Below are 26,780 nucleotides of genomic sequence, written 5' to 3' on the forward strand. Positions count from 1 at the left end.
GGAGTGAATCACCCCAAGAGGCGCATAGGCTTTTAAGAGAGGGATGATTCGTAAGATTCAGGGAGGGGTTGCCCGTGTGGGCGGATGCCGTGTTTGAAGGCGGTGGAGTGAAGGCGGTCGCTTTGGTCGGTGCGCTGCAGGTGGCGGAGGAGAAGGGGTTTGGCTGGAAGCAGCTGGCCGGAGCTTCGGCAGGGGCCATCATCGCATCGCTGTTGGCTGCCGGTTATCGGGGAGACGAACTGGCGGAGCTGATGATCGAAGAGGATTTTGGCCAATTTCTCTCCAAGACCTGGGTTCACCACATTCCGTATCTGGGTCCCGCTTCGCGATTGCTGGTGAAGAAGGGGCTTTATTCCGGCCGCCCCCTGGAACAGTGGATCGGAAAGTTGCTCGCGAAGAAAGGAGTCCGAACGTTCGCCGATCTGAAGGACCGAAATCTCCGCATCATCGCGTCGGACATCAGCCGGGGGGCGCTCCTGGTGCTGCCGAAGGACCTGGAGGAATACGGATACCCCGCCGAGCGGCTGACGGTGGCCCGCGCCGTGCGGATGAGTTGCAGCATTCCGTACTTTTTTGATCCGGCCAAAGTTTTGTACCGTCCTTCCAAAAGCGTGAGTTACATTGTGGACGGGGGCTTGTTGAGCAATTTTCCCGTCTGGCTGTTCGACAGGGAACGCCCCCGCTGGCCCACTTTCGGTTTTCGCCTCATTTCGGAAACAGAGGGGCAACCCCACGAGATACACGGCCCGATTTCCCTGTTTCGCGCGATGTTTTTGACGATGATGGAAGCCCATGACAACCGGCACATCAAGGAGCAGGACCGGCTGCGGACCATTCAGGTTCCGACGACGGGCGTCGGTTTGACGGATTTCCACATTTCCCGCGAGAAGCGGCAAGAGTTGTACGAGGCGGGACGGAAGGCCGCCGAAGCCTTTTTCAGCAAATGGAGATTTTCGGATTATTTGGCCATGCGTTCCGGCTCTTCGCCGGTCCGTTACACGGTGCGTCCGGCGCCCAGAAGTGAAGGAGATGTTATGGAGCATGGAGGATAAACGAAGGGAGCCGGCTCCATTCCAGTTGATCACCCGGGACGAGGAGAAAAAACTTCCTTCTCCCGTTGTCCGCTGGATCGCTTCCGCCAAGGCAAAGCGGGGGACTCATCTTTTTACATACGACGATCGGCAGTATCTGCTCATCACCGCGGGAGTTCGTCCGAATCCGGGTTATCGGTTGACCCTTTCCCAGATCCGTTCCGGCAAGCAGGGGTGGGAGATCGTTGTCAAGGAATCGGGACCTCAGCCCGGAAAAGTTTACCCTCAGGTCCTCTTCGTTCCCTATTTGTTGGGAGAGGTTCGGAAAACCGTCAAAGTGATCGAAGAGGGGACGGGAAAACCCTTCGGGGCGGATCGAGATCCCGATGCCCCCCTTCAATGAGGAAGCGTGTGTTTCCGCTCCTCGCGCGGGAGTCTAAGAGTTTTGGTTTACCGCAAATCCCCTGCCGTCTTGAGTAATGATGGTTGCCGCGGTTCGACAAACGAGAGCTAAAACCCTGTTGACCTTTTCATCAACAGGTTTTTTTATGCTTTGGGCCGGGATTCCGACACGCCGGGGACGGGACATCGGCGGGTCTCCGGCCGAAGTCCGATCTTCGTCGGCATGGAAGCAATCGCCGGTTCTTCCCGTCTAATCGTTTTTCTCCCGGTTTTTCATTCTCCTTGCGAGGGAGTTGTGATAGAGCAACAGCAAAATGCAAACCCAAAGCAACATATAGATCCGGCCCGTGGTATCGGGGTCGTCAAAGGTCGTCAGCACCAGCACCAAAACCGATAAAGCCGAGATGATCACGAGGGCGCGCACGATGAACATTTTGGTTTTCAAGGGCATTCGCATCACCCGCCGGGTCAATGGCGATGGGTATCCTTTTTCCAATTTTTATTTTGTCAAGTTGTTTCCTATTTCCTTCGCCTGGTGCTATTTCCGCAACGGGCACGGTACACGGGCACGCCTTGCCTTTGAGCGGGTTTTCGGCAATAAAAAAACCGCTGACTTGGTTCCTTGTCAGCGGTGTCTCAGGGAGACTTCACACTCTTCCCTTCAATGGGTGCTGGTTTTGGTCGTTTTTTCTCCGGGGTTCTTCGAGCCTTTTCCCTTGATCACCCGGAGGTGGGGCCTCCCTTTGGCTGTCCGTTTGCCGCTGAGGGGCTGGGGCCTTCTCGACGAATGGGGGCGCGACGGGTAGACCAAGCGCATCAGCCATCGCGGGGGACGTTTGTAGAGGAAATAGATGATCCCCACCAACAGCAGGGGGAAGAGAATTCCCCCCGGTTTTTGGCTGAAGACACTCAACAGCCCGATCCCGATCAGCGCGTAGACGGTATAGCGCCAGATTTTCCACCTTCGACCGTACATCCGACCAACCTCATTTCCCCAGGGGTTCGTCACCGGTCAAGCCGGTCATTCCGATCGGAACCTTGGAGGAGACGGCGGCTTTTTCGGCGTATTGATCGTCCAGGATGCGCATGCGCTCAAAGGCGGCGATGGCCACCTCCACTTGATCGTCCCGAGGCTCGCGGGTGGTCAATTTCTGAAGCCACAGTCCCGGATAGCCGAGGTAGTTGAGTATGGGAATGTCTCGCACTGCGTTGGTAAATTTGAGCATCTCGTAGGACAATCCGACGACGATGGGCAAAAGCAGCAGGCGGGTGGCAATCCGATCCCAGACGTTTTCGTAGCTGAAGAAGGAATAGATGACCACCCCGATCAGGATCGTGAGCACGATGAAACTGCTTCCGCATCGGTAGTGGAGGGTGGAGCGCTGTTGGACGTTGTCTACAGTTAATTCTACCCCTGCCTCGTAGGCGTTAATCACCTTGTGCTCGGCCCCGTGATACTGAAACAGGCGCTTGATGGCCGGTGCCTGTGAAATGAGGAACAGGTAACCCAGAAGCAAAAGGGTCTTGATTCCGCCTTCAATCAGGTTTTGGACGATCAGGTTGCTGATGTATCGGTCAAACAGAATGCTGGCCAAAAAGGCGGGCAAGGCGGTGAACAGCATCTTGCCGAACAAGAGGGACAGCACGCCGGCGACGGCGACGCCCAGAATCATCTCCAGCTGGGATGGGGATGAGGACTTTTCCTCGTCGGGACGGTCTGGAGCCTCATCCAGTTCGTACCGTTCGGAGGCGAATTGAAGGTGTTTCGCTCCCGATATGCCGGCTTCGATCAGGGCGACCATCCCCCGGACGAAGGGAATCCTGCGAAGAACGCGAATGAGAGGGGAAGGTCGGCTGAAGGTTTCGTAGGTTTCAATCCGGCCGTCCTTTCGCCGGACTGCCGTCACTTGAACGTAGCGTCCGCCGAACATGACGCCTTCGATCACGGCTTGGCCGCCGTAGGCCACGGGTTTGCTCATATCGCAACCACCACTGGGTAAAGGATTGGAACCCGGGGGAAGCTCGCCGCGGGTTTGCTTGAAATGCAAATCTCTCCCTCATTTTAACACAAAACGGACGAAAGGCGGAGAGGATGAACAAAAGCGATCCTCTCGAAGGGGATTTTGTGATAAAATGGCTGGCAGAAACGAGAGGAGGGGGGCGTGTGGCTCGCATTCTCATCTTGAACGGCCCCAACCTGAACCGATTGGGAAAGCGGGAACCGGACATATACGGACGGGTCACCCTGGACGAGTTGAATGAGCGGGTCCGGAGTCGGGCGAAGGCCTGGGGATTGAAAGTGGAGTGCTTTCAATCCAACCATGAAGGGGAATTGATCGACCGGATCCACGCCGCCGAGGGCACCTTCGATTACATAATCATCAATCCGGGGGCTTTCACCCATTACAGTTACGCGATTCGGGACGCACTCGCTTCCGTGAATGTGCCCTTTGTCGAAGTCCACCTGTCCAATGTGCATGCCCGGGAAACCTTTCGGTCCCATTCGGTGACCGCTCCGATCAGTGACGGGCAGATCGTGGGCTTCGGTCCGCTCGGATACGAGCTTGCCCTGTACGCGGTGGCAGTGAGGTTGGGCGTCTTGCAGAGGGGGGATCCAGATGGAGGAACGATTGGCCCGGCTGCGGGCGAAAATGTCTGAAAAGGACCTTGAGGCTTTGTTGATCAGTCATCCCATCAACCGGCGTTACATAACGGGCTTTGCCGGAACGGCGGGAATGGCGCTTGTCACGGAAAAGGATGCGCTCCTGATCACCGATTTTCGTTATATGACCCAGGTGAGGCAGCAGTCGCCTCATTTTGAGGCGTACCGCCATGACGGCGACATTTTTCAGGCCGTCGCCGATCTCTGCCGGCAGCGCGGATTAAAGGCCCTGGCTTTTGAGCAGGATCATTTAACCTACGGGGAAGTGGCAAGACTAAGAAAGTCCATGGGGGACAGAGAAACGGTGCCCACAAGCCGCATGGTCGAGTCCCTCCGGGCGGTGAAGGACGAAGAGGAACTGGATGTGATCAGGCAAGCGGCGGCAATCGTCGATCGGGCCTTTGACCGCATTCTGGAGGAGCTTCGTCCCGGCCGGACGGAACGGGAGATCGCCCTGCGCCTCGAGTTCATGATGCGGGAGATGGGGGCGGACGGCTCCGCCTTTGCCATCATTGTGGCTTCCGGTCCCCGGTCGGCCCTTCCCCACGGTGTGGCCAGCGACCGTGTGTTGGAAAAGGGGGACCTGGTTACCCTCGATTTCGGGGCCTCGTATCGCGGTTATTGTTCGGACATCACCCGGACGGTGGTGTTGGGAGAGCCGAACGACCAGCAGCGAAAGATCTACGAAGTGGTCAGGGAGGCACAGCAGGCCGCCGTCGATGCGATCCGTCCCGGCATGACCGGAAAGGAGGCGGACCGGGTGGCCAGGGACCGGATCAAGGATCACGGATATGCCGATTACTTTGGTCACGGAACCGGCCACGGCCTGGGAATGGAAGTCCACGAGGCGCCGCGGCTTTCCCCGAGGGGGGAGGAGATTTTGCAGCCGGGAATGGTGGTTACGGTGGAACCGGGAATTTACCTTCCCGATTTCGGGGGCGTCCGCATCGAGGATGACGTGATCGTGACGGAGGACGGGTGCGAAGTGTTGACGCAGAGTCCGAAACATCTCATCGTGATCCAATAGGGACAGAGAGCAAGGAGGATGAATCATGATCTCAACCAATGATTTTCGCGTGGGATTGACCATCGAACTGGACGGGGACGTCTGGCAAGTGATGGAGTTTCAACATGTGAAGCCCGGAAAAGGAGCCGCCTTTGTCCGCTCGAAGTTGCGCAACCTCCGCAACGGAAACATCCAGGAGAAGACCTTCCGGGCGGGAGAAAAGGTTCCCCGCGCCCACGTGGAGACGCGGCAGATGCAGTATCTGTATGAAAGCGGCGGCGAATACACCTTCATGGACAACGAAACCTACGAGCAGGTCAGCCTGCCGAGGGAGCGGCTGGAGCGGGAAGTCAAATTTCTCAAGGAAAACATGAACGTCAACCTGGTTATCTACAAGGGGGACACCATCGGGGTTCAGCTGCCCAACACCGTCGAGCTGGAAGTGGTGGAGACCGAACCCGGCATCAAGGGGGACACGGCGACGGGCGGCAGCAAGCCTGCCAAGCTGGAGACGGGATTGGTTGTCCAGGTTCCTCTGTTCGTCCAGGAGGGAGATCGGCTGATCATCGACACCCGGAGCGGAGAGTACGTCTCCCGGGCCTAGAGGAACATCACAAGAGGGAGTGTGCCACAGGCGCACTCCCTCTTGTGCGTATCTGACGGATTTAGGATGATTGCATGCTCATCTGGACCATATCCAGTTGAGCACTTTGAGCAAAAAGGCGGTGATTCCCGCGGCCATCAGTGGGCCGACGGGAATTCCCCTCAGCATGACGATCCCGATGATGGACCCGATCACCAGCCCGATGATCAGTTGGGGATCCATCTTCAAAAGATCCAATCCCTTTCCGTTCATGTAGGTGGCCAGCATTCCCCCGATGATGGCCAGGATCCCGGGAAGAGAGGTGAACATGGAGGTGATCTCCTTGACGGAAATCCGCCCGGTGGCAAAGGGGACCAGGACGGCGATGGTGAGAAACAACAACCCCAATTCCAAACCGCGCCTTTCCACGGCGGGAAAATAGCGTTCCAGGTGGGTCAATTTCAGGATCAACAAAAGGCTGGCGGCGGTGGAAATGATGGGAGACCGTCCGACCAATCCGATGACGATGAGGATGACGAGGAACAGATCCGGATTCATGGGCATCCCCTGTCCGATGTGTTTGCTACCACATTATGTTCGGAGGGGACAAATTATTAGCCTTCCAGCAGTTCAACCTCCTCCTTTTGCATGCCGAACTGAAAGGTATCCGAGCGTAGCCCGCGGCGGAGGGATTCGACGGCGAGCACTTCCTGTGAAGGAATGTTCCCCAAGTTGACGCCCGGGCCCAGGAGGTGCATGAGATGCGCCTGCTGGGATTTCTTCGGAGCTTCCCAGATCAGGCGGCTTGTATCGATCCGTTCCCGGATGCGGAGAACAAAATCTTCGTCCATGTCCCCTTTGGGATCGTAGATTCCGACGTTTTCTCCCGATTCCCTCCCCTCCACGATGACGTAGGAAGCCCCGTCCTCCCGGTCCCGGATGTAGGTTTCGACGAGGAGATCGTCCGGGATGACGGATCCCGACTGCTTTTTGCCGACCTCCGTGATCACCTGAAACCCCTTTGCTTTGGCCGTCCGGATGATCCGGCTCCGCTCCGTGGGGGTCAGTGAGATGGTTCCGTCGGAAATTTCGATCCATTCAAATCCCAATTCCCGGAGGGTGTCCAGGTAGGCAATCCATTGGTTTTGGCTCCGGGCGACTTCAAAAAAGGTGCCTCCCGGGTAGAGGAACACCCCGAAGGCGCGAGCCAGCTCGATCTTCCGGGTCAAAAGGGGGGCGGGGGTGAGCCCGGCGGTGCCAAATCCCAGTTTGATCCAATCGATGTATTCGGAGGACATCTCCAGCAGATCGAGAAAGGCGGACAGTCCCAAGCCCTTGTCCAGCACCATGGTCAATCCTTTGCTGCGCGGCTTGCCCCGCCGGCTCAGGGTGGGATCCGTAAGCCTGGGATCCCAAACAGTTCCCGTGTTCCGTTCCATCGGTCTTCCCTCGCTTCCTGTTTCTTTCCCCAACGCGGTTTTCTGTTTTCATGTTATGCGGAAGCGCTCGGCGGGTGCCCAGAGAATCAAGTGGGTTGCAACCCTCTTTTGCGAAGGAGGACGCGGGTTTGTCCGCCCTTTCCCCGGAGAAGGCCCGTCTGACGGATGGTTTTCAGGGCGAGAACGCCCGACAGGGCGGCCAAGGCGCTGGCCCCCAGGAACAGCAGAAGGCGCTGGTTTTCCAATACTCCGAAGATCGGGGGACCGATCGCCACCCCCAAGAAGCGGACGCTGCCGTACAGGGAGGTGACGATTCCCCGTTCATCGGCTCCGACGGCGGAAGTGATGAGGGTGTTGAGGCTGGGAAGGACCAGTCCGCTGCCGATTCCGATCAGCACGAGGAGTCCCAGGAGCACATAGGTATTGGTGAAAAAGGGGATGACCGCCATCGCCAGGGAGATGGCGAACAATCCGCCACTGATGAAAAATCTCATCCGTCGCGTCTTTTGGCGGATGTGTCCCCCCGTCCAGTACGAGGTGGAGCTCATGGCCAACAGGGGGATGGCCAGGATCAGCCCTTTCAGAATCCCGTCGACCCGGTATTTGGCTTCCAGGATGTCCGACAGGTAGAAAAGGACGCCGAACAGGATGAAAAGCGTGACCGCTCCGGCCAAAAAGGCGACGAGCAACCACTTCCCCTGTCTTTTCCATATTTTCTTCAGGTGTTTCCGATATTGGGCAATCGGGGGAACCTGATAGGTTCTTTCGGGTTCCTTCACGAAAATCCACAGGGCGGCGGCCGCGGGGACGATGAGGACGGGGAAGGCGAAATAAACCGCGTACCAAACGATGAGGGCGAGCAGCGCGCCGAGGATGGGGCTGAGCACTTTTCCCATGCCGTTGGAGGCTTCCAGGATTCCCAGGGCCTTGCTCCGCTTTTCCCCGCGGTACAGGTCGCTGACCAGGGCCATGGCGATGGGAGCGGTGCCGGCCGCCCCGATACCCTGAAGGATTCGTCCCGCCAGCATGGTCATGTACGAGCCCGCAGTGGAGGCAAACCCCGCCAGAACTCCCCCCGCACCATACAGCAGCAGGCTGGGGATGATCACTTTTTTTCGCCCGAAACGATCTGAGAGGATGCCGGAAATGGGGATGACCACTCCGGCGGGGATGGAAAACAGCGTGATCAAGAGGCTTACCTGAAGTTGGGAAATGTTCAGCTCCGATCGGATCGCAGGCAGGACGGGAATCAGCATGGAATTGCCGAGGACCATGAGCAAGGGGATGGTGCTCAGTGTGAGGAGGACAACCCAAAAGCCTCGGCGGTTCTCCTCCGTCCGTTCTTGTTGAAACAAGGGGTTCACCTCACTCCGTTGGTGGTGCTCCCCTTAGGGTATCCAAAACGGCTTTTTGTATCAGGGGTATTCGGGAAGGGTCCTCGGGCGACAATAACGGTGAAGTTTGCAAACAGGAGGGATGCAGTCATGGCAACATCATTTGAGCGCCTGCGACGGGAGTTGTCCTATCTCAAGGGGATGACCGAAGGAGAAGAGCGGGATCATCGGTTGAGCCTCCGGGCGTTCCAGCGCCTCATCCAGCTTCTCGATGAGTGGATGGAGGAAACGGAACAGTTGAGCCGAAGGCAGGAGGAGTTGGAGGAGTACGTGGAGGCGATCGACGAGGACCTGAATGATTTGGAAATGACCGTGTACGATGAGGAAGATTTGCAGGAGGAAGATGCCGGATATCTGAAGGTGGAGTGTCCGGAGTGCCGGGAGGATGTATGGGTTGACGAGAAGGTGTTGGATGATGATTCCGTGGAGGAAGTGATTTGTCCCGACTGCCGCACGGTGCTCCTGGTCAACCGGGACGAAGAAGGGCAGCGGAAGGTTCCTGCAAACGGAGAATACGCGAAGGAGGAGATGGAGCCCCCGCGGATCAATTGAGCAGTGCTTCAATCGTCACAATCGGTCCTGAAGGGATTATCCCCCTTGCGGAAAAATCGGAGCGGCTTGGCCGCTCTTTTTTGTTGGCTTGGTCATATTGCACCGGGACGGGCAATAAGTATGAGGTAAACCGAGTGGACAGGAGGCTTCCCCATGGTTCACCGAGTGCTCGGCGTGCTTCCGCTGTCCATCCGGAACTTGATGGAATCCCTGCCGGCGGAGGTGAAGAGCCGGCTGGAGGAAATCCGAGTGCGGCAGGATCGCCCTCTGGAGATCATCACGACGGAAAAGTCCCGGTTTGTCACTCCGAAGGGCGGGCTTACCCGGGATCCCCGGGATGCGTACCGGCCTTCCGGGGAAGATTGCCGGAAGATGCTGAATCTGATCAGCAACCATTCCCTGTATGCGCTGGAAGAGGAGCTGAGGAGGGGATACGTCACCATCGAAGGTGGACACCGGATCGGGTTGGCCGGGAAAGTGGTCGTCGAAGGGGGGAGGGTGAAACACCTGAGGGACATCACCGGATTCAACGTCCGGATCGCACGACAGATCCCCGGGGTGGCGGGCGATCTCATCCCTTACCTCTTTCAAGGAGGGCGGGCGGAGAACGTGCTCATCGTTTCGCCGCCGCAATGCGGGAAGACCACTCTGCTCCGGGATCTGGCGCGGATCGTCAGCACCGGGGACAAGGGCCTCTCCCCCCTAAAGGTGGGGATTGTGGATGAGCGATCGGAGCTGGCCGGGTGCGTGCAGGGAATTCCCCAGCATGATGTCGGCCCCCGAACGGATGTGTTGGACGGATGCCCGAAAGCGGAAGGGATGATGATGATGATCCGTTCCATGTCGCCGGACATTCTGGTGGTGGATGAGATCGGTCGCAGGGAGGACGGGGAGGCGGTGTACGAGGCGGTTCATGCCGGGGTGCAAGTGTTTACCACAGCCCACGGCCGCACCTTGGAAGAGGTGTGCCGAAGGCCCACGATTTCCGCTCTTGCGCGGGACGGGGTGTTCGGCCGGTATGTATTGCTGAGCCGGCGTCGCGGTCCCGGCACGGTGGAAGGCGTGTTCGATCGGTCCTTTCGACGGGTCGGACGGATGGAGATGGTCCGTTCACCATGCTGAAGTTGATCGGAGCCGTTTTGATCCTGATTTCCACCACCATGACCGGATTTCGCATGGCCCGCCGTTATGCCGAACGCCCCAGGCAAATCCGACAGCTCCGCCAGTCCCTGTCCCTGTTGGAGACGGATATCGCCTACGGATCCCGCACGCTGGTGGAAGCCTTTCGGTTGATCGGGAAACGGGAGCGGGACCCGGTCGCTTCCCTCTTTTCCTCCTGCGTCCGATATCTGGAGACCCTCGATGGAGCATCCACGTACCAGTGTTGGAAAAAGGCCGTGGAGGAGACGTGGCCGCGTACGGCGATGGGCGTGCCCGAGCGGGAAGTGATGATTGATTTCGGCAAGACCTTGGGTCTGTCCGACCGCCAGGATCAACTGCAGCATCTGAGGATGGCGATCGCCAATCTGAAGGTGGAGGAGAATCATGCCAGGGACGAGCAGGTGCGTTACGAAAAGATGTGCAAGACCCTGGGGTTTCTTGCCGGAGCGCTCCTCGTCATTCTGATGATCTAGCCTTTTACGACCGGGGGGTCACCGATGTCGTTCAATGTGGACGCTGTCTTTCAAATCGCCGGAATCGGGATCATCGTCGCCATGATGCACACGGTCCTCAAGCAGATGGGCAAGGAAGATTATGCCCAATGGGTGACGCTGATCGGGTTTATCGTGGTCTTGTTCATGGTGGCCACGATGGTGGAGGATCTGTTCCAGACGATCAAAAACGTTTTCCTGTTCAAGTCGTGAGAAGGGGGCGATCCCCTTGGAAATCATCCAGGTGGTCGGCCTCGGTTTGATCGCCACCTTTCTCATCCTGGTCATCAAGGAACAAAAACCCGTCTTCGCCTTTTTGCTCGCCACCTTCGCCGGGATTGTCATTTTTATCTCCCTTGCAGGCAAGTTGGCCGATGTGATCCGAACCCTGGAACAGCTGGCCACCCAGGCGGGTGTGAAGACGACCTTTCTCGAGACGGTGCTGAAGATCATCGGCATCGCCTACATCGCCGAATTCGGCGCACAGGTGACGCGGGACGCGGGGCAGGGCTCCATCGCTTCCAAAATTGAGATGGCCGGAAAAGTGCTGATCATGGTGATGGCGATTCCCATTGTGATGATGATCATCGAGACGATCATCAAAATCCTTCCATCGTGAGGATGGTTGCCCATGGAACGGTCCCTGAAGCGGATCGGGCTTATGATGGTGATCTTCCTGATGGCGCCGATTTTCTGCGCCGCCGCCGAAAACCAGCCGGATTCCTCCGTCAGCGACCAATTGGTGCGGACCCAGCTGGAGCAGCTGGACACGGAACCGCTGGAGTCTTTTTGGCGGGACCTGAAGCAGGAGTACGGCCGGTATATGCCGGGGGGAGAAAAAGGGAACCTTTTTGACGCGGTCCTTTCCCCGGAGGGCGGTTTTTCCCTGGAGGGAACGCTGACGGCTTTGGCCCGGTACTTTTTCCACGAGATCCTTTACAGCGGAAAGCTGCTCGGCACGGTGATCGTCCTCACCGTATTGAGCATGATCCTACAGCTCCTTTCCACCGCCTTTCAGCACAATCAGGTGAGCCGAGTGGCCTTTGCCGTCGTGTTCATGGTGATCATCATCCTCGCGGTGGACAGTTTTTCCGTGGCTGTCGAGTCGGCCAAAACGGCCATCGAGCGGATGATCCACTTCATGCTGGCGCTGATTCCGCTGGTGTTGACGCTGCTCGCGTCCATGGGCAATTTCGGTTCCGTGGCCATGTTTCACCCCCTGATCGTTTTCATGATCCACATTGTCGGAACACTGATCTACACCGTGATTTTTCCGCTCCTGTTCTTTTCGGCGGTGCTCGGCATCGTCAGCTGCCTTTCGGAAAAATACAAGTTGAACCAGTTGGCCGATCTGTTTCGGAGGGTGAGCGTGGCGCTGTTGGGAGGGCTTTTGACCATCTTTCTGGGCATCATCTCCATCCAGGGGGCGACGGCGGCGGTCACCGACGGGGTGACCATCCGTACGGCGAAATACCTGACGGGAAATTTTGTTCCGGTTGTGGGGCGGATGTTTTCCGACGCGGCGGACACGGTGGTGGGCGCCTCTCTGCTGGTGAAAAATGCGGTGGGAATGGCGGGGGTGTTGATTTTGCTGTTTATCAGCGCCTTTCCGGCACTGAAAATCATTTCCCTTGCCATCATCTACAACTTTTCGGCAGCGGTGATGCAGCCCCTCGGGAGCGGCCCGATCATCGATTGCCTGAACATCATCGGGAAAACCCTGATGTACATTTTCGGGGCGTTGGCCACCGTCGGGCTGATGTTCTTCCTGGCGGTCACCATTATCGTAGCGGCCGGGAACATCTCGGTGATGATCCGGTAGGTGAGGGAAATGATGGAATTCGTCGGCGGATGGCTCAAACAGATCATCCTGTTGGTGCTCGTCGCCACCTTTTTCGATCTCCTTCTTCCCAATCACTCGATGGAGCGCTATGTGAAGCTGGTGATGGGATTGTTGATCATCTTGGCGATTTTAAATCCGATTTTCTCTCTGTTGGACAAGAATTTGGATCTCGCATCCTTCACCGCGGAAAGTCAAGGGGTGCCGGAGGGGAACGTCACCGACTTGAGCACCATCCGCCGGGAAGGGGAAGCCCTTCAAAAAACCCAGGAACAGTTGGTTCTTTCTCAGGTGCAGCAGAAGTTGGCGGAGTCGATCAAACAGGATGTGGAAAGGCAATTTGACGTGAGGGTTGTAAGGAGCGAAGTGTCCGTCTCCCAGGCCGGGGAAAAGGAATCTCCCGCCATCCAACGGGTTCGGCTGGTGATTTCCCCTCGGCGGAACGAAGGGGAAGGGGGTGAAGTGATGCCCGTTCAACCGGTGGAACCCGTGGTCATCGGTCCCGATCAGCCCGCTTCCGCGGAGCGGGATTCCCCCTCTCCCCGGGCGCCCTCCCGGATCGCCAGTTATCTGCAGCAGAAATGGGAATTGTCACCCGAACAGGTGCATGTGGCCTGGGAGGATGCTTCCTGAGGAGGGGTACCGGTGTTCAAAGGGCTGTTTGACCGGCTGGAGAAAATGTGGGGAGGTGGCGAACAGGGAGCCAAAAGGGTGAACACCTTCCGCTGGTTGATTCTGATCGGCTGCCTGGGTGCCGCGCTGATGATCTTGTCCTCCTTCTTTTCCGTTGAGCAGGAGGTGCCGGGCAATTCATACTCTTCGGCGGACTCGAAGGAGGGTTCGGTCCCTGCCGCGGCCTTCGGAAACAAGGACATGACCATGCAGGACTATGAGGAGATGTACGAATCCCAACTGAGGGATGTCCTGGGGAAGATTGTCGGCGTGGAGAACGTGTCGGTGATGGTCAATCTGGAGTCCTCCGAGGAGACGGTGGTGGAAAAGGACAGGCGGGAAACGCAGCAGGTGACGGAAGAGAGCGACAAGAAAGGCGGCACGCGGAAGATCAACGAGCACACCGTGGAGGACAAGGTCGTCCTTCACCGGACGGATGACGGGGAAAAGCCGATTGTGGTCAAGCGGATCAAGCCCCGGGTGCGCGGCGTGTTGATCGTTGCGGAGGGGGCGGAGGATTTGAAGAGGAGAGCGCTGATTATCGAAGCGGTGCAACGGGTGTTGGACGTGCCCGTTCATCGAATCTCCGTGCTGCCGAAAGGATAGCGATTTCAACCCATGACGGGAGGGATGCAGGATGACGATGAACAAACAGACGGTCTGGCTGGTGACGATGCTCACGCTGATGGTGGTCCTGTCCGCCTATTACATTGTCACGGGACCCGTGGAACCGGTCGAGCAGGCCGGTCAGCCGTCCAAGGAGAATGAGGTGCAGGTGGATCTCAAAACGGAAGAGGCCGATTCAAAGGACGACATCCAGAATGCGGGCAGCGACTATTTCGTGGGATACCAGCTGCAGCGTAACAACCTTCGCTCCAAGATGACGGAAGAATACATGAATATCTTGACCAATCCCAAGTCGTCGAAGGAGGAATTGGAGGAGGCACAGCGCAAGATCGACCAGCTGATGAAGGTGGATAAAACGGAATCCGTATTGGAAGAGCTGATCCGGAACGAAGGATTTCGCGACGCGGTGGTGATCTCGGGAGACAAACACGTGGATGTGATCGTCCAGAGCGAGAAGCTTACCCATTCCCAGGTGGTCAAGTTGATCAGCCTGGTGAAAAAACACATGGACGTTCCCGCGACGCAGGTATCCGTCGCATACCGCCCGTGACGCTCTCGGCGCTTTCTCGCCCTCCGCACCCGGAGGGTTTTTTCTTTTCATTCCAGGTTAAAATGGAGGGAAGGGGTGGCCAAGCGGGGCTAAAAACATGTATGATAAAATCGTCACCGCTTGAAAAGTGAGAGGAGTGAAGCTCGTGCCGTTCCGAATGCATGAACTGCGCGAACTGATCCGTTTGATTGATGAATCGAGAATCGACGAATTCCAGATGGAAAAAGACGGCGCGAAACTGGTGATAAAGAAGGGCGCGAAGGAACAGCCCGTTGCCGTGACGCCTCAGCCTGCTCCGGAAAAGGTGGAAGCGGCGCCGAAGCCGGCTGTAACCGAGCCCGCACCGACTCCGTCGCCGCAGACTGCCGCCGCCCCCGAGCCGAAGGCGGCCGAGGTCAAGGCGGAGGATGACGCCCAATTACATAAGATCGTCTCTCCGATGGTGGGGACCTTTTATCGGGCGCCCGCACCGGATGCCGATCCCTACGTTCAGGTCGGCGACCGGGTGGACGAAAAGACCGTGGTCTGCATCATTGAAGCGATGAAGCTGATGAACGAAATCGAGGCGGAAGTGCGCGGCGAAATCGTCGAGATCCTGGTGGAAAATGGTCAGCTCGTGGAATACGGTCAGCCCCTGTTCCTGGTGAAGACCGAATGAGCGCGGGAGGAAGCCGTTTGTTTAAAAAGGTGCTCATCGCCAACCGTGGAGAGATTGCGGTTCGCGTGATCCGAGCCTGCCGCGAGTTGGGAATTGCCACGGCTGCCGTCTATTCCGAAGCTGACCAAGATTCACTGCATGTGAAACTGGCCGATGAGGCGTACTGCATCGGCCCCGCTCCATCCCGGGACAGTTACCTGAACATGACCAACCTGATCAGCACCGCTACCCTGATCGGAGCGGACGCCGTCCACCCCGGATACGGTTTCTTGGCGGAAAATGCCGATTTTGCCGAGCTCTGCGCCGCTTGCGGCATCACCTTCATCGGCCCGCATCCGGATGCGATCAGCAAGATGGGAGACAAGACGACCGCCCGGGAAACCATGAAAAAGGCCGGGGTACCGGTGGTGCCGGGGACCGAAGGCGTGATTGAAGACCTGGATGTCGCGCTGGAGACGGCGGCATCGATCGGTTACCCGGTGATGGTCAAGGCCACCGCCGGAGGCGGCGGAAAAGGGATGCGCGTCGTTCACAGCGAAGATGAACTGAGACGCACCATCCGGATGGCACAGCAGGAAGCCGAAGCCAACTTCGGCAATCCCGGGGTATACCTCGAAAAGTTTTTGTCTCGTCCGAGACACGTGGAGATTCAGGTTTTGGCCGACCAACACGGAAATGTGATCCATCTGGGAGAGCGCGATTGTTCCATTCAGCGAAGGTATCAGAAGCTGATCGAAGAGGCCCCTTCTCCCGCTCTCACCCCGGAGTTGAGGGAGAAGATGGGGCAGGCCGCCGTCGCCGCTGCCAAGGCGGTGAATTATTCCGGCGCCGGAACGGTGGAGTTTTTGCTGGATCGCGACGGGAATTTTTATTTTATGGAAATGAACACGCGGATCCAGGTGGAGCACCCCGTGACGGAATGGATCACCGGGGTGGATTTGGTGAAGGAGCAGATCCGGGTGGCGGCGGGAGAACCCCTCTCCATCCGCCAGGAGGATGTGAGGCTGGATGGATGGGCCATCGAGTGCCGCATCAACGCCGAGGATCCCGACCGGAACTTCATGCCTTCCCCGGGGACGATCCAGTTTTACCTTCCTCCGGGAGGAGCCGGCGTTCGCATCGACAGTGCCGCCTACGGCGGTTATCGCATCCCGCCCTATTACGATTCGATGATCGCGAAGGTGATTGTCTGGGGCAAGGACCGGGATGAGGCGATCCGTCGGATGATCCGAGCCCTGAACGAGTTCGCCATTGAGGGCGTAAAAACGACGATTCCCTTCCACCTGAAGCTCTTGAATCACCCGAAGTTCTTGGAAGGGGATGTCCATATTCAATTCCTGGAAACTACCAATCTCGATGAGGAGCGAACGAGCGGAAATGAGTAACTGGGATGTCGAGTATCAGTCAACCGACTTGGGGAAAGTCGAGATTGCTCCGGAAGTGATTCAGATCATCGCGGGTTTGGCCGTCGTCCAAGTGGACGGCGTTGCCGGCATGAGCGGAGGTGTCGTTGACGACATCAGCCAGTTTCTCGGCCGGAAAAACCCGCGGCAGGGGATTCGCGTGGAATTTGAGGAGGGGCTGTCGATCGAGGTGGCCATTCTCGTCAAATACGGATCCTACATTCCGGATGTGGGGAAAGCGGTTCAGGAACAAGTGAAAAACGCGGTGGAGACGATGACGGGACTGCGCGTTGAAAGCGTCAATGTCCGTGTGGAAGCGGTCAAGTTTCCCGAGAAGACGAACACGGTCGAGGCGACGCAACGGGTGAAGTAACGGCCGCGAGTAATGATTCGGAAGGGGGAGGGGATATGAGTCTGTTCGACAGACTCCTCCTGATTCTTCACAGCCTGGTTGTTGCCGTCCTGTCCGCCGTTGTAGCCCTCGCCAAAGCGGGAGCGGCGCCCCTGGAATGGGTCTGGGAAACTCCTCACTTCCGGTGGACGGTTGCGGTGATCGGCCTGCTTCTCTTCCTGTCGAGCCTTCGTCTGTTGTTTTCGGCCATGTGGGGGCCGAAGGACGAAGGGGTGGACCGCCTGACGGAGTTCGGCTACATCCGCATCTCCCTGGATACGTTGGAGAGCATCGCGTCGAAAGCGGCCCGCGGGGTAAAGGGAATCCGCGACTTGACGGCGCGGGTCCGGTTTTCCAGCGATTCGCCCTCGTCCGTCGGCATCGGCCTGAAAATCACGGTGGACGGGGAAACCCCGATTCAGCTCCTTTCCGAAGAGCTGCAACGAATTGTGAAAAAGCAGGTGGAGGAGATTGCCGGGGTGGAAGTGAGTCAGGTATCGGTGCTGGTGAAGGACACGGTTCAGCCTGAGCGCTCCCGCATCCGTGTCGATTAAGGCGGTGATCCCTCTTGAACTTTATCCCTTGGGAGAAGTTGTTTGAGACGCATGGCGGCCGAATGGTGGGCACGCTTTTCGGATTTGTTCTGGGATTCATCTATCTTATCGTCGGCTTCTGGAAAACGGTGGTGTTTGCGATGTTCGTCGGGTTGGGTTATCTGTGGGGCTGGCGGTTGGATCGCCGGGAGGATTTGGAAAAGGTGGTGTCTACCATTCTCTCGGACAAATGGATTCGCAAATAGGACCCGGCTGTCCACGGCCCGGGTCTTTTTTCGAGGTGGTGAGGATATGAGTCGAAGAGTGGCCAGGGAAAAAGCGCTCCAGGCGCTGTATCAGTCCGATGTGCGGGGAGAGGAAGGGGAAGGGATTCAGAGTCTGGCGGAGGAAGTACCGGATCAGGAACGCTCCTTTTTTTGGCGTTTGGTGCGCGGCGTGTGGGAGAAACGGCAGGTCATCGATCCGGTGATCGGACAGCACCTCAAAAGGGGCTGGTCCCTTTCCCGGTTGGCGGTCGTTGACCGTTCGATTTTGCGAATGGCGGTGTATGAATTGCTCTTTGAAACGGAGATCCCGTACGGCGTGACCCTCAATGAGGCGGTCGAGCTGGCCAAGACCTTCGGTGACGAGAATTCGGGCCGTTTCGTCAACGGAGTGCTGGGAGGGGTCGTGGAGAATATCGAGGCCATCCTGAAACGGCTGGCGGCGGAGGGTTCGTGATGGGAAAGCGTCCGGCGGTGCTCGGGATTGACACGAGCAATTATTTCACCTCGCTCTGTCTCGTCGACGAGGAAGGAAATCCCTTGTTTGACGAGCGGAAGGGTTTGGAGGTGCCCCGGGGAGAGCGCGGTCTTCAGCAATCCACCGCCGTGTTTGGCCACGTTCGAAATCTCCCGCGCCTGCTTTCCCGAATGAACCTGCAGGATGTCCGGGTTGTAGCGGTCTCCGCCAGCCGGGCTCCCCGGCCGCAGGAAGAATCCTACATGCCGGTCTTCGAGGTGGGGCTTTCCTGGGGCTTTTCCTTGTCCAAGGCGTGGGGAATTCCTTTTTGCAAGACCACGCACCAGGAAGGGCACATCGCCGCAGGTGTCGCCACGGCCAGCCCTCCGCTGACGGAGAATTCCTTTTTAGCGGTCCATCTCTCCGGCGGCACCACCGAGCTGTTGCAGGTGGCGAAAAAAGATGAGGGTTATGAGATCAACCGGCTCGGCGGAACGAGGGATCTGAACGCCGGCCAGCTGGTGGATCGGGTGGGCGTGGCGATGGGTCTTCCCTTTCCCGCCGGCCCTACGTTGGAGAAATTGGCGCTTGGCTATGAGGGTTCGCCGGTGACGGTCGCGTCGGCGGTCCGGGGGCTGGATTGTTCCTTTTCGGGTCCGGAGACCGCCTTGCTCCGGATGTGGGAAAAAGGGGAATTGGCTCCCGAGGGGATCGCTTTCGCCACCCTGCGCTGCATCGCCAACACCTTGGAACGGTGGCTTTTGAACGCGTTCCGGTCCGGATACTGCCGCACCGTGCTGATCGTCGGGGGAGTGGCCGCCAACGGACTGATTCGCGAGCGATTGCGCCTTCGCCTGGAGCATCCGGCGGTGGGGGCGCGCCTTCATTTCGCCGATCCCCGTTATTCGGGGGACAACGGCTTCGGGGTAGCCCGGATCGGACTGGAAATGTGGCGAAGGCAGTCGGGATAAATCGCTTTCGTTTCTTTACTTCGATTTGTAAAAAGGATACACTGTGTTCAAGAAAAAAAGGGTCAGTCCCTAAACAGAGAGGAGCATTTGATTGGCGGCTGGACAACTGATTGACGGAAAATCGATGGCTGCGGATGTGAAGCGGGAACTCGCGGCCCGGATCGACCGGCTGGATTCGGAGTCCGGCATCCGGCCCGGATTGGCGGTGATCCTCGTGGGAGACGATCCCGCTTCCGAGACTTACGTGCGGGGGAAAATTCGGGATTGTCGCGATGTGGGGATCCGTTCGGAATTGGTCCGATTGCCGGAGAACACTCCGGAAGAGGTTTTGCTCCGTCAGATCGATCGCCTGAACGAGGATCCCTCGTTCCACGGCATTTTGGTGCAGCTGCCGCTTCCCCGGCATATTTCCGCCGAACGGGTCATCCATCGCATTCGGCCGGAAAAGGATGTGGACGGGTTTCATCCGATCAACGTGGGGAAAATGGTGATCGGTCAGGAGGCCTTCCTACCGTGCACCCCCTACGGGATCATGGAAATGCTCCGGCGCACCGGAATCTCCGTCGCCGGAAAGCATGCGGTGGTGGTCGGCAGGAGCAACATTGTCGGAAAGCCGATCTCCATTCTTCTTCAGCAAGCGAATGCCACCGTCACCATGTGCCATTCCAAGACGAAAGACCTTTCGGCCCACACCCGGAGGGCCGACATCCTGGTGGTTGCCGTGGGAAAGGCCCATGTGATCGGACCGGAGCACGTCGGTCCGAATGCCGTGGTCATCGACGTGGGAATCAACCGAACGGAGGAGGGCCGATTGACGGGGGATGTGGATTTTGAAGCGGTCCGTCCGATCGCTTCGCATATCACGCCCGTTCCCGGCGGCGTGGGGCCGATGACCCGGGCGATGCTTTTGGTCAACACGGTCCGGGCGGCGGAGCGGACGGCCGGGATCGGTCAAGGCTAGAGGATCTTGGAGGACGGAAGAATGTTATCCGAGCGGCAGGCGCTGTCGGTTACCGAGCTGGTGCGATATCTGCGCACGGTTTTGGAGGAGGACGAGGGTCTTTTTTCGGTATGGGTCCGCGGGGAGATTTCCAATTTTCATCACCACGTCCGCGGGCACATGTATTTCACCCTGAAGGATGAAAACAGCCGGATAAGGGCGGTGATGTTTTCCGGAAACAACCGCCGCCTTCGGTTCATGCCCCGCGACGGCGACCAGGTGTTGGCCCGGGGCTATGTGTCTGTCTATGAAAGAGACGGCCTGCTTCAGCTGTATGTCTTGGAGATGCAACCCGACGGTGTCGGGGAGCTTTATGTGGCCTTTCAGAGGCTGAAGGAGAAATTGGAGGCCGAGGGGCTTTTCGCACCCGAGCTGAAAAAAACCCTTCCCTTTCTGCCGCGGCGAATCGGCGTCATCACCTCTCCCGGCGGCGCTGCCGTCCAGGACATCATCACCACTTTGCGCCGGCGCTTTCCGATCGCCCGGATTTTGATTTATCCCGTTCCCGTCCAGGGGGAGGAGGCCCCCCGGGCGATTGCCGAAACCCTGGAGCTCGTGAATCGGCGGGATGAGGTGGATGTGCTGATTGTGGGCAGGGGAGGAGGATCCCTTGAGGAGTTGTGGGCCTTCAATGAAGAGGTTGTCGCCCGCAGCATATCCCGTTCGCGCATTCCCGTGGTGTCCGCGGTGGGGCATGAGACGGACGTGACCATTGCCGACCTGGTGGCCGATGTCCGGGCGGCCACCCCGACGGCCGCCGCCGAATTGGTCGCCCCGGCCCTTCGGGATCTGGAGGAGCGGCTTGCCCTGCTCGCGGATCGCCTGGTGCGCTCCCTGGATAAGCTTCTGATCCGCAAGCGGGAGCGGCTGGAATCCTTGACAAACCGTCCGGCCTTCCAGCATCCCCGGGTGAGGCTCAAACAGCAGGACCAGCGGCTGGATCAATTGGTTTGGGATCTGGAGAAATCCTTTCGGACCTGCCTGGACGCGAGGCGCAGCGAACTGGGGCATTTGGTCGCCCGACTCGGGGCTCGTCGCCCGACGGAGAGGATCTCCTCCCTCAGGGAGCGGCTTGGCCGGTTGGAGCGGTCGTGCGCGGCGGGGATGATCAATCTTCTGCACAATCGACGCGCCCTTTGGGAAAACCGGGTAGGGAAGCTGGACAGCCTCAGCCCGCTCAAGGTGATGCGGCGGGGATATTCTCTCGTATATCGCTACGGGGAAGATCGGCTGATTCAGTCCGTCTCGGACGTGGAGCCCGGAGATCTCATCCGGGTCCGGCTCGCCGACGGGCGGATCGATTGTCAAGTGTGGGGACGGGAGGCGTTGTCCGATGAGTGAACCCTTGGAAAAGAAGCAGGACCGGGAAGCGCTTTCCTTCGAGGAAGCGATCGAGCGGTTGGAACAGGTGGTGGAGCGGCTGGAAAGCGGCGAAACCTCCCTGGAGGAATCCATCCGCCTCTTTGAGGAAGGCATGCGCCTCGCCCGCCTTTGCGGCCAGAGGCTGGAGCGGGCGGAGCAGCAGGTGGAAATCCTGCTGAGGGAAAACGGGGATTGGGTGAAAAGGCCCTTCCGGCCTGAGGAGGACGCGGAATAAGTGGAACCGATTGAAAAATACCTGGAATCGAGGGCCGAAGAGGTGCACCGATTCCTGCAGAGGGAAGTGGAGAGCTGGACGGATGTTCCCCGGCCGCTCCGTGAGGCGATGGCTTATTCCTTGCTGGCGGGAGGGAAGCGGTTGCGCCCCATCCTGGTGCTGGCTACCGCCGAGGCCCTCGGGTGTCCGGCGGAGAGGGCTCTTCCCTTTGCCGGCGCCGTGGAGATGATTCATACCTATTCCTTGATCCATGACGATCTGCCCGCGATGGATGACGACGATTTCCGCCGCGGCAAGCCGACCAATCATAAGGTTTTCGGCGAGGCGATGGCCATCTTGGCCGGGGATGCGCTGCTCACCAAAGCTTTCGGTCTCTTGGCGCGGGCGGCCAGGGAGGCGGGACTTCCGGCGGAGACCGCCCTCGCTTTGATTGAGGAATGTTCCCGGCGTTCCGGTGCCGAAGGGATGGTGGGGGGACAGGTGCTGGATATCCAGGGTGAGAACCGCCGGCTTTCCCTTTCCGAACTGGAGGCGATCCATCGGGGGAAGACGGGGGATCTCATCGTCTATTCGGTTCGCCTCGGCGCCGTCGTCTCCGGCTCCACGGAAGATCAGCTCGAGCTCCTCACTTCCTTCGCGGGCCTTTTGGGACTGGCTTTTCAGATTCAGGACGACATCCTGGACGTCGCCGGAGATCAGCAGACGATCGGAAAACCCGTCGGCAGCGATCAGGCGAAAAACAAAGCGACTTATCCGTCGTTGATCGGATTGGAAAAGTCCCGCGAGCTGCTCCGCAGGACCGTGGAGGAGGCGAAGCAGTTGCTCACCCGCCCCTGCGGAATGAATACCGAGCGGCTGATGCAGGTCGCCGATTACTTCGCCCTTCGCGAAAAGTGAGCGTCATTGTCGCCTATTATCGAGTGTGTTATAATGGAGGTTAGCCGAGGAGTGGTGCAGTATTCTAGTCGGCCCGTCTCCCCTGAAGGCGGGGCTAAAAATCCGTCAAAGGGCACATCGATGAAGTTCTTGGTGTTGGCTTCCGACGCCCAGTCGGGGGTTGATGCTGAGAGTTAAGGAAGGGGGGCGATCCACAAGGGCATGTGGGCGTTGACCCTTCTTCCGCGGAGGCCCAAGTGCGTGCTCAATGGTCAATGAGCCATCGGGGACGGCTTGGGGGATGAACCTGCATGCGGGATAAAAACTGTGTGCAGTGTAGCCTGCCTTGAGTGGTGCAGCGGGGAGGCGTAGCCTGTAAGCGGCTCCGCTGAAACCTGCACTGCAAAAGAGGCTAGGGGGAGGAGCGGTGCCGTCGAGGAAAACTCCTAGACTGTTTGCATGATGCAAGGCTATCCGGGGATTGAAGTGCGCACTAAGTGGCAATCCAGTCCGGCGTTTGGCGACAGCGCCGAGAAGGTCTTAAAGGGAAACCGCTCGGTCGGCGACGACCGAGTGACCTTTTGGGAAATCCTACTGGACCTAAGTCGCAGGGTTTACCCGGGTAGTCACCACTCCGTCCCTCTTTATTTTTGGAGCCTTTTGAGAATATCATGCGTCCGTTGGCGGACCATGCCGGAAAGAGGCTGGTCAAGCCGGGATCTGTTGCCGGCCCTCGAGCGGCCGGCATTTTACTGCCGCCGGGTCCGTGGCGGGGAGCTGGTTTCTGCAATGAGCGAATTACTGCGAAAATCGGTTCGATGGGCCGCGTTCATCGGTTTTGTCACCGCCCTGATGGCCATGGTGATGACGGTGGTTTCCACCGCGCTGCTCAACGGGGTCTCCTGGAGCGGCGGGCTGTTGGTGGTACTGGTGATCGTGGCGATCAATGTGGTCTTCGACATGCTGGGAACGGCGGCGGCGGCGGGAACGGAGCGGCCCTTCCACGCGATGGCAGCAAAAAAGGTGCCGGGTGCCCGGCATGCCATCGCGATACTGCGCCGAGCGGATCAGTTTTCCAATTTTTGCAACGATGTGATCGGGGATATCTGCGGGATTATCAGCGGCGCCGCCGCCTTCGCCGTGGTCGGTTCCCTGGTGATGGACGTGGGTGGAGACCGGACGGTGTGGGACGTGTTTTTGGTCTCCGTCATCTCCGCCCTCACGGTCGGATGGAAAGCGCTGGGGAAAACCCTTTCCATCCACTATGCCAATCCGATCATCTTTCAGGTTGGCAAGTTATTCTTTTTCCTGGAAGACAAGCTTCATATAAGGTTGTTTAATGCAAAAAATAACAGGAAACGAAAGCGAAAGCGAGGCGTTTCTCGTGCTCCTCGAAAAAATTAATTCTCCGGAACAGTTGAAACAATTGCCAGTGGAAGAGCTTCCCCGGTTGGCGGAGGAGATTCGCCGTTTCTTGATCGAGAGCCTTTCGGTGACGGGGGGACACCTTTCATCCAATCTGGGAGTGGTGGAGCTCACCCTTGCACTTCATTATCTCTTCGACAGCCCGCGGGACAAATTGATCTGGGATGTGGGCCATCAGGTGTATGTGCACAAGATCCTCACCGGCCGTCGGGAGGCTTTTCCCACACTGAGGCAGTATCAAGGATTGTCCGGGTTTCCCAAAAGGGAGGAGAGCGAGCACGACGTCTGGGAGACCGGTCACAGCAGCACCTCCCTGTCCGCCGCCATGGGAATGGCTGCCGCCCGCGATCTGATGGGAGAGGACTACAAGGTGATCGCTGTGATCGGCGACGGGGCACTGACGGGGGGGATGGCCCTGGAGGCTCTCAATCACATCGGCAACGAGAAGAAGGATATCATCGTCGTTCTGAACGACAACGAGATGTCCATCTCCCCCAACGTGGGTGCTCTGCATAACTATTTGGGACGGCTGCGTACCCACCGGCATTATCATAAGGTGAAAAAAGACGTGGAGCTCTTGTTGAAAAAAATCCCCACGGTGGGGGAACCCTTTGCCCGCGCGTTGGAGAGGGTGAAGGACAGCCTCAAATACCTGGTGGTTTCCGGAGTGCTGTTTGAAAAATTGGGCTTCACTTATCTCGGTCCCGTGGACGGGCACAAGATTGACGAATTGATGGAATGCCTCCGGCAGGCCGCCAAAACGCCGGGACCGGTGTTGGTCCATGCGGTCACCGTCAAAGGGAAGGGTTACAAACCCGCGGAGGAGGATTCGGTGACCTATCACGGCCCGGGTCCCTACAAGATCGAGTCCGGGGCGTTTATTACGAAACCCGCAAAGGGGCCCAATTATGCCAAGGTATTTGGCGATACGCTGGTCAGCCTGGCCGAGAGGGATCCGCGGGTCGTGGCCATCACTCCCGCCATGCTGGAGGGCTCGAAACTGACCGGTTTCGCCGAGCGATTTCCGGATCGATGTTTTGACGTGGGAATCGCCGAACAACACGCCGCCACCTTTGCGGCGGGTCTCGCCATCCAGGGGATGAAGCCGGTGTTGGCCATTTATTCCACCTTCCTGCAGCGGGGCTATGATCAGGTGATTCACGACATCGCCCGCCAAAATCTGAACGTGGTTCTCGCGGTGGATCGGGCGGGTCTGGTCGGAGCCGACGGAGAGACGCACCAGGGCGTGTTCGACATCGCCTTTTTGCGCTGCGTTCCGAACATGGTGGTCATGATGCCGAAGGATGAAAACGAACTGCGGCACATGTTGTACACCGCCCTCCATTATGACGACGGTCCCGTCGCCGTTCGCTTCCCCCGCGGTTCCGGGATCGGAGTCCAAATGGACGAAGAATTGAAGGCCCTTCCCATCGGACGAGCCGAGGTGATCCGGGAAGGGAGCGACATCGCCCTGCTCGCCTTCGGCAACATGGTTCCGCTGGCGGAACGGGCGGCGGAGCAGCTGGTCCGGGAAGGTTTCTCGCCGCGGGTGATCAATGCCCGTTTCGCGAAACCCCTGGATGAATCGCTCCTCATGCAAATCGCCGACGAAGGTATTCCGGTGCTGACCGTGGAGGAGGGGTGTCTGATCGGTGGATTCGGCAGCGCCGTGTTGGAGTTTTACGCGGAGCAGGGAATCCATGACATGGTCGTGGAACGCCTCGCCATTCCGGATCGGTTCATCGAACACGGGAGTGTGGAACAGTTGCGGCGGGAGATCGGGCTGACGGTGGATCACATCGTGCAAAAGGGGCGCAGCATGATGCCCCGGAAGCGCAGAAGGGCATAACAAGGTATATGGCGGCAAATTCCCGATAAGCGAGAATGAGCCGCCCCAAAGGCGGGAAGAACAAGTTGGGCAAGGAACGGCTGGATGTGTTGTTGGTCAAAAAGGGATATGCTCCGAGCCGTGAGCAGGCACGGCGAACGATCATGGCCGGTTTGGTCCGGGTGGGTCAGGAGCGGATGGACAAACCCGGTGCCCGCGTCCCGGAGGATGCGCCGATTGAAGTGGAAGGACCGATCCATCCTTATGTCAGTCGGGGGGGCCTGAAATTGGAGGAGGCGCTCCGGGTCTTCTCGATCGATTTGACCGGCCGGGTGGTGATCGACATCGGCGCATCCACCGGGGGATTTACCGATTGCGCCTTGCAACGGGGGGCGCGGATCGTGTACGCCGTGGATGTGGGCTACGGCCAGTTGGCCTGGAAACTGCGTCAGGACCCCCGGGTCGTGGTCATGGAACGGACCAATTTCCGCCATTTTCGCCCGGAGGATTTGAAAGGGGAGCCGCCGGACATGGGGACGGTCGATGTTTCCTTCATCTCTCTCGCCCATATTTTGCCGCCCCTTTCTCGCGTCCTCTCCCCGCCCGGGGAGGTGGTTGCCTTGGTCAAGCCCCAATTTGAAGCGGGGAGAGAGCAGGTGGGAAAAGGGGGAATCGTCCGGGATCCCGCCGTTCATCGAAGGGTGCTGATGGATCACCTGGATATGGCGGCGCAGTCGGGTTTTCGGGTGCTTGGCCTCACACCTTCGCCGATTGCCGGCGGTGAGGGCAACATCGAGTTTTTGAGCCATTTGATCCTGGCGTCCTCCCCGCGGCCGACGGTCTCCGCTGAAGACGTGGAACGGGTGGTGGAGGCGGCGCATCGACGCATTTCCAAATGAATCTCCAGAAAAAGGATTTCTTCGTTTCGGCTCCGAATAGGTAGGAAA

Annotated in this window: 34 protein-coding genes; 28 read left to right on the forward strand and 6 right to left on the reverse strand. The window is 58.5% G+C overall.

What is annotated here, in order from left to right; translation table 11 throughout:
- Positions 1–74: 74 nt before the first annotated feature.
- Both CLV97_RS12200 and CLV97_RS12205 read left to right on the forward strand, forming a co-directional pair.
- On the forward strand, positions 75–1,052 hold the full coding sequence (locus CLV97_RS12200; protein ID WP_106345808.1) for a patatin-like phospholipase family protein: 978 nt from the start codon (positions 75–77) through the stop codon (positions 1,050–1,052).
- Entirely contained in the window at positions 1,042–1,434 is a 393-nt protein-coding gene (locus tag CLV97_RS12205; protein ID WP_170070502.1) for a protease complex subunit PrcB family protein, read from the forward strand. Before CLV97_RS12200 ends, CLV97_RS12205 begins: the two co-directional genes overlap by 11 nt.
- A gap of 249 nt (positions 1,435–1,683) precedes the next feature.
- Here the strand turns inward: CLV97_RS12205 and CLV97_RS12210 are convergent, their stop codons facing one another.
- The 3 genes from CLV97_RS12210 to CLV97_RS12220 all read right to left on the reverse strand — a co-directional run bounded on the left by CLV97_RS12210 (position 1,684) and on the right by CLV97_RS12220 (position 3,412).
- Positions 1,684–1,878: a hypothetical protein gene (locus CLV97_RS12210; RefSeq protein WP_146130484.1), complete on the reverse strand. Its 195-nt coding sequence runs from the start codon at positions 1,876–1,878 to the stop codon at positions 1,684–1,686.
- A 216-nt stretch (positions 1,879–2,094) separates the two neighbouring features.
- Positions 2,095–2,409, reverse strand: a complete 315-nt coding sequence (locus CLV97_RS12215) for a hypothetical protein (RefSeq protein WP_106345811.1) — start codon at positions 2,407–2,409, stop codon at positions 2,095–2,097.
- 10 nt (positions 2,410–2,419) lie between these two features.
- Positions 2,420–3,412 carry a DUF1385 domain-containing protein gene (locus CLV97_RS12220; RefSeq protein WP_106345812.1) on the reverse strand — a complete coding sequence of 331 codons (993 nt, stop codon included), beginning with the start codon at positions 3,410–3,412 and terminating at the stop codon, positions 2,420–2,422.
- A gap of 185 nt (positions 3,413–3,597) precedes the next feature.
- Between CLV97_RS12220 and aroQ the strand changes: the two genes are divergently transcribed.
- The 3 genes from aroQ to efp are packed head-to-tail and all read left to right on the forward strand — an operon-like array spanning position 3,598 to position 5,705.
- Positions 3,598–4,092, forward strand: coding sequence for a type II 3-dehydroquinate dehydratase (gene aroQ / locus CLV97_RS12225; protein ID WP_106345851.1), 495 nt, complete (start codon positions 3,598–3,600; stop codon positions 4,090–4,092).
- The gene (locus CLV97_RS12230; protein WP_106345813.1) at positions 4,052–5,122 is read left to right on the forward strand and encodes a M24 family metallopeptidase; all 1,071 of its coding nucleotides are present in this window, start codon (positions 4,052–4,054) and stop codon (positions 5,120–5,122) included. The genes aroQ and CLV97_RS12230 overlap by 41 nt, the downstream gene beginning before the upstream one ends.
- Before the next feature lie 25 nt (positions 5,123–5,147).
- The gene (efp, locus tag CLV97_RS12235) at positions 5,148–5,705 is read left to right on the forward strand and encodes an elongation factor P (RefSeq protein ID WP_106345814.1); all 558 of its coding nucleotides are present in this window, start codon (positions 5,148–5,150) and stop codon (positions 5,703–5,705) included.
- A gap of 78 nt (positions 5,706–5,783) precedes the next feature.
- Here efp and CLV97_RS12240 read toward each other — a convergent pair whose 3' ends face one another.
- The 3 genes from CLV97_RS12240 to CLV97_RS12250 all read right to left on the reverse strand — a co-directional run bounded on the left by CLV97_RS12240 (position 5,784) and on the right by CLV97_RS12250 (position 8,478).
- The gene (locus tag CLV97_RS12240; RefSeq protein ID WP_106345815.1) at positions 5,784–6,242 is read right to left on the reverse strand and encodes a DUF441 domain-containing protein; all 459 of its coding nucleotides are present in this window, start codon (positions 6,240–6,242) and stop codon (positions 5,784–5,786) included.
- A 56-nt stretch (positions 6,243–6,298) separates the two neighbouring features.
- Entirely contained in the window at positions 6,299–7,123 is an 825-nt protein-coding gene (comA, locus tag CLV97_RS12245; RefSeq protein ID WP_106345816.1) for a phosphosulfolactate synthase, read from the reverse strand.
- An 86-nt stretch (positions 7,124–7,209) separates the two neighbouring features.
- On the reverse strand, positions 7,210–8,478 hold the full coding sequence (locus tag CLV97_RS12250) for an MFS transporter (protein WP_245891524.1): 1,269 nt from the start codon (positions 8,476–8,478) through the stop codon (positions 7,210–7,212).
- Positions 8,479–8,607: 129 nt separating this feature from the next.
- On the opposite strand from CLV97_RS12250, the gene CLV97_RS12255 reads away from it, so the two are divergent.
- The 23 genes from CLV97_RS12255 to CLV97_RS12365 all read left to right on the forward strand — a co-directional run bounded on the left by CLV97_RS12255 (position 8,608) and on the right by CLV97_RS12365 (position 26,732).
- Positions 8,608–9,069 carry a CD1247 N-terminal domain-containing protein gene (locus tag CLV97_RS12255; RefSeq protein ID WP_106345817.1) on the forward strand — a complete coding sequence of 154 codons (462 nt, stop codon included), beginning with the start codon at positions 8,608–8,610 and terminating at the stop codon, positions 9,067–9,069.
- Between the two features lie 153 nt (positions 9,070–9,222).
- On the forward strand, positions 9,223–10,191 hold the full coding sequence (gene spoIIIAA, locus CLV97_RS12260; protein ID WP_106345818.1) for a stage III sporulation protein AA: 969 nt from the start codon (positions 9,223–9,225) through the stop codon (positions 10,189–10,191).
- Complete coding sequence (gene spoIIIAB, locus CLV97_RS12265; protein WP_106345819.1) at positions 10,185–10,703, forward strand: stage III sporulation protein SpoIIIAB; 519 nt, start codon at positions 10,185–10,187, stop codon at positions 10,701–10,703. Before spoIIIAA ends, spoIIIAB begins: the two co-directional genes overlap by 7 nt.
- 24 nt (positions 10,704–10,727) lie before the next feature.
- Positions 10,728–10,934, forward strand: a complete 207-nt coding sequence (spoIIIAC, locus tag CLV97_RS12270; protein WP_106345820.1) for a stage III sporulation protein AC — start codon at positions 10,728–10,730, stop codon at positions 10,932–10,934.
- Positions 10,935–10,950: 16 nt separating this feature from the next.
- The gene (gene spoIIIAD, locus CLV97_RS12275) at positions 10,951–11,340 is read left to right on the forward strand and encodes a stage III sporulation protein AD (protein WP_106345821.1); all 390 of its coding nucleotides are present in this window, start codon (positions 10,951–10,953) and stop codon (positions 11,338–11,340) included.
- A gap of 12 nt (positions 11,341–11,352) precedes the next feature.
- The gene (spoIIIAE, locus tag CLV97_RS12280; RefSeq protein WP_245891526.1) at positions 11,353–12,543 is read left to right on the forward strand and encodes a stage III sporulation protein AE; all 1,191 of its coding nucleotides are present in this window, start codon (positions 11,353–11,355) and stop codon (positions 12,541–12,543) included.
- A 12-nt stretch (positions 12,544–12,555) separates the two neighbouring features.
- The gene (gene spoIIIAF, locus CLV97_RS12285) at positions 12,556–13,194 is read left to right on the forward strand and encodes a stage III sporulation protein AF (protein ID WP_170070503.1); all 639 of its coding nucleotides are present in this window, start codon (positions 12,556–12,558) and stop codon (positions 13,192–13,194) included.
- A 12-nt stretch (positions 13,195–13,206) separates the two neighbouring features.
- Entirely contained in the window at positions 13,207–13,839 is a 633-nt protein-coding gene (gene spoIIIAG, locus CLV97_RS12290; protein WP_245891528.1) for a stage III sporulation protein AG, read from the forward strand.
- Between the two features lie 31 nt (positions 13,840–13,870).
- Entirely contained in the window at positions 13,871–14,410 is a 540-nt protein-coding gene (locus CLV97_RS12295) for a SpoIIIAH-like family protein (RefSeq protein WP_106345823.1), read from the forward strand.
- A 157-nt stretch (positions 14,411–14,567) separates the two neighbouring features.
- The gene (gene accB, locus CLV97_RS12300; RefSeq protein WP_106345855.1) at positions 14,568–15,068 is read left to right on the forward strand and encodes an acetyl-CoA carboxylase biotin carboxyl carrier protein; all 501 of its coding nucleotides are present in this window, start codon (positions 14,568–14,570) and stop codon (positions 15,066–15,068) included.
- A 17-nt stretch (positions 15,069–15,085) separates the two neighbouring features.
- Positions 15,086–16,453, forward strand: coding sequence for an acetyl-CoA carboxylase biotin carboxylase subunit (gene accC, locus CLV97_RS12305; RefSeq protein WP_211295744.1), 1,368 nt, complete (start codon positions 15,086–15,088; stop codon positions 16,451–16,453).
- Complete coding sequence (locus tag CLV97_RS12310) at positions 16,446–16,844, forward strand: Asp23/Gls24 family envelope stress response protein (protein ID WP_106345825.1); 399 nt, start codon at positions 16,446–16,448, stop codon at positions 16,842–16,844. The genes accC and CLV97_RS12310 overlap by 8 nt, the downstream gene beginning before the upstream one ends.
- A gap of 35 nt (positions 16,845–16,879) precedes the next feature.
- A complete protein-coding gene (gene amaP / locus CLV97_RS12315; RefSeq protein ID WP_106345826.1) occupies positions 16,880–17,416 on the forward strand; it encodes an alkaline shock response membrane anchor protein AmaP in 537 nt (178 codons plus the stop codon).
- 14 nt (positions 17,417–17,430) lie between these two features.
- Positions 17,431–17,661 carry a DUF2273 domain-containing protein gene (locus tag CLV97_RS12320; protein WP_245891535.1) on the forward strand — a complete coding sequence of 77 codons (231 nt, stop codon included), beginning with the start codon at positions 17,431–17,433 and terminating at the stop codon, positions 17,659–17,661.
- A 46-nt stretch (positions 17,662–17,707) separates the two neighbouring features.
- A complete protein-coding gene (gene nusB / locus CLV97_RS12325; protein ID WP_106345827.1) occupies positions 17,708–18,136 on the forward strand; it encodes a transcription antitermination factor NusB in 429 nt (142 codons plus the stop codon).
- Positions 18,136–19,107: a tRNA (adenosine(37)-N6)-threonylcarbamoyltransferase complex transferase subunit TsaD gene (locus CLV97_RS12330; protein ID WP_106345828.1), complete on the forward strand. Its 972-nt coding sequence runs from the start codon at positions 18,136–18,138 to the stop codon at positions 19,105–19,107. Before nusB ends, CLV97_RS12330 begins: the two co-directional genes overlap by 1 nt.
- Before the next feature lie 91 nt (positions 19,108–19,198).
- Complete coding sequence (gene folD / locus CLV97_RS12335) at positions 19,199–20,068, forward strand: bifunctional methylenetetrahydrofolate dehydrogenase/methenyltetrahydrofolate cyclohydrolase FolD (protein ID WP_106345829.1); 870 nt, start codon at positions 19,199–19,201, stop codon at positions 20,066–20,068.
- A 21-nt stretch (positions 20,069–20,089) separates the two neighbouring features.
- Positions 20,090–21,448 carry an exodeoxyribonuclease VII large subunit gene (gene xseA / locus CLV97_RS12340; RefSeq protein ID WP_106345830.1) on the forward strand — a complete coding sequence of 453 codons (1,359 nt, stop codon included), beginning with the start codon at positions 20,090–20,092 and terminating at the stop codon, positions 21,446–21,448.
- Entirely contained in the window at positions 21,441–21,704 is a 264-nt protein-coding gene (gene xseB / locus CLV97_RS12345) for an exodeoxyribonuclease VII small subunit (protein ID WP_106345831.1), read from the forward strand. The genes xseA and xseB overlap by 8 nt, the downstream gene beginning before the upstream one ends.
- Positions 21,705–22,601: a polyprenyl synthetase family protein gene (locus CLV97_RS12350; RefSeq protein ID WP_106345832.1), complete on the forward strand. Its 897-nt coding sequence runs from the start codon at positions 21,705–21,707 to the stop codon at positions 22,599–22,601. It abuts the gene before it with no gap.
- 768 nt (positions 22,602–23,369) lie between these two features.
- Positions 23,370–23,984, forward strand: coding sequence for a hypothetical protein (locus CLV97_RS12355; RefSeq protein WP_106345857.1), 615 nt, complete (start codon positions 23,370–23,372; stop codon positions 23,982–23,984).
- On the forward strand, positions 23,965–25,854 hold the full coding sequence (gene dxs, locus CLV97_RS12360) for a 1-deoxy-D-xylulose-5-phosphate synthase (protein ID WP_106345833.1): 1,890 nt from the start codon (positions 23,965–23,967) through the stop codon (positions 25,852–25,854). Before CLV97_RS12355 ends, dxs begins: the two co-directional genes overlap by 20 nt.
- A gap of 35 nt (positions 25,855–25,889) precedes the next feature.
- Positions 25,890–26,732, forward strand: coding sequence for a TlyA family RNA methyltransferase (locus CLV97_RS12365; protein WP_106345834.1), 843 nt, complete (start codon positions 25,890–25,892; stop codon positions 26,730–26,732).
- Positions 26,733–26,780: the final 48 nt, after the last annotated feature.

This window comes from Planifilum fimeticola, assembly GCF_003001905.1.
In the GTDB taxonomy this organism is placed as follows: Bacteria; Bacillota; Bacilli; order Thermoactinomycetales; family DSM-44946; genus Planifilum; species Planifilum fimeticola.

Coding starts and splice junctions, on each gene's coding strand:
- CLV97_RS12205 (WP_170070502.1), top strand. CDS start 1,042: ATGGAGGATAAACGAAGGGAGCCGGCTCCATTCCAGTTGATCACCCGG.
- CLV97_RS12215 (WP_106345811.1), bottom strand. CDS start 2,409: ATGTACGGTCGAAGGTGGAAAATCTGGCGCTATACCGTCTACGCGCTG.
- CLV97_RS12220 (WP_106345812.1), bottom strand. CDS start 3,412: ATGAGCAAACCCGTGGCCTACGGCGGCCAAGCCGTGATCGAAGGCGTC.
- CLV97_RS12230 (WP_106345813.1), top strand. CDS start 4,052: ATGGAGGAACGATTGGCCCGGCTGCGGGCGAAAATGTCTGAAAAGGAC.
- efp (WP_106345814.1), top strand. CDS start 5,148: ATGATCTCAACCAATGATTTTCGCGTGGGATTGACCATCGAACTGGAC.
- CLV97_RS12240 (WP_106345815.1), bottom strand. CDS start 6,242: ATGAATCCGGATCTGTTCCTCGTCATCCTCATCGTCATCGGATTGGTC.
- comA (WP_106345816.1), bottom strand. CDS start 7,123: ATGGAACGGAACACGGGAACTGTTTGGGATCCCAGGCTTACGGATCCC.
- CLV97_RS12255 (WP_106345817.1), top strand. CDS start 8,608: ATGGCAACATCATTTGAGCGCCTGCGACGGGAGTTGTCCTATCTCAAG.
- spoIIIAA (WP_106345818.1), top strand. CDS start 9,223: ATGGTTCACCGAGTGCTCGGCGTGCTTCCGCTGTCCATCCGGAACTTG.
- spoIIIAB (WP_106345819.1), top strand. CDS start 10,185: ATGCTGAAGTTGATCGGAGCCGTTTTGATCCTGATTTCCACCACCATG.
- spoIIIAC (WP_106345820.1), top strand. CDS start 10,728: ATGTCGTTCAATGTGGACGCTGTCTTTCAAATCGCCGGAATCGGGATC.
- spoIIIAE (WP_245891526.1), top strand. CDS start 11,353: ATGGAACGGTCCCTGAAGCGGATCGGGCTTATGATGGTGATCTTCCTG.
- spoIIIAF (WP_170070503.1), top strand. CDS start 12,556: ATGGAATTCGTCGGCGGATGGCTCAAACAGATCATCCTGTTGGTGCTC.
- CLV97_RS12295 (WP_106345823.1), top strand. CDS start 13,871: ATGACGATGAACAAACAGACGGTCTGGCTGGTGACGATGCTCACGCTG.
- accB (WP_106345855.1), top strand. CDS start 14,568: ATGCATGAACTGCGCGAACTGATCCGTTTGATTGATGAATCGAGAATC.
- CLV97_RS12310 (WP_106345825.1), top strand. CDS start 16,446: ATGAGTAACTGGGATGTCGAGTATCAGTCAACCGACTTGGGGAAAGTC.
- amaP (WP_106345826.1), top strand. CDS start 16,880: ATGAGTCTGTTCGACAGACTCCTCCTGATTCTTCACAGCCTGGTTGTT.
- nusB (WP_106345827.1), top strand. CDS start 17,708: ATGAGTCGAAGAGTGGCCAGGGAAAAAGCGCTCCAGGCGCTGTATCAG.
- CLV97_RS12330 (WP_106345828.1), top strand. CDS start 18,136: ATGGGAAAGCGTCCGGCGGTGCTCGGGATTGACACGAGCAATTATTTC.
- xseA (WP_106345830.1), top strand. CDS start 20,090: ATGTTATCCGAGCGGCAGGCGCTGTCGGTTACCGAGCTGGTGCGATAT.
- xseB (WP_106345831.1), top strand. CDS start 21,441: ATGAGTGAACCCTTGGAAAAGAAGCAGGACCGGGAAGCGCTTTCCTTC.
- CLV97_RS12355 (WP_106345857.1), top strand. CDS start 23,370: ATGAGCGAATTACTGCGAAAATCGGTTCGATGGGCCGCGTTCATCGGT.
- CLV97_RS12365 (WP_106345834.1), top strand. CDS start 25,890: ATGAGCCGCCCCAAAGGCGGGAAGAACAAGTTGGGCAAGGAACGGCTG.